Raw genomic sequence first — 376 nt, 5'->3', positions numbered from 1 at the left:
TCTCCATACCCAAGAGTCTTCTCATAACCGAGGCCAACATGACCACAAGGATCATTAATGCATGAGCGGCGGCAATATAAGCCCCTGCGTGAAGCGCTTTATCTGTGTGACGCAAAACCCAGTCATAAGCACCAACAAGGTAGGCGGGTGCCAGCCAAATACTTGCATCTGTCGCAATATTGATAGGCGTTAACAAGAGGACGGCAACCAGAACCCTTAAAGATCGCCGGGTTCGACGTAGCTTGAGATTTCTGGTCATTCGCCAAAATACGGCAATCATCACGAGCGCGGAAATCAGGTACACTGCCCACGCAGCAAGGTATGAAAAACTTTCCAACTATCTATCCTTAAGCCTATATCAACTAAACAAGATCGA

1 protein-coding gene is annotated in these 376 nt (G+C 47.6%); it reads right to left on the bottom strand.

Annotation, left to right across the window (positions count from 1 at the left end; genetic code table 11):
• On the bottom strand, positions 1–337 hold a 337-nt coding region (locus A3756_RS06420), incomplete at its 3' end, for a hypothetical protein (protein WP_068553111.1).
• Between the last annotated feature and the right edge of the window lie 39 nt (positions 338–376).

The sequence above is a fragment of the Oleiphilus sp. HI0086 genome (assembly GCF_001635225.1).
Note: the sequence above shows the minus strand (reverse complement) of the source record. Positions and strands in the feature narration are given on the sequence as shown.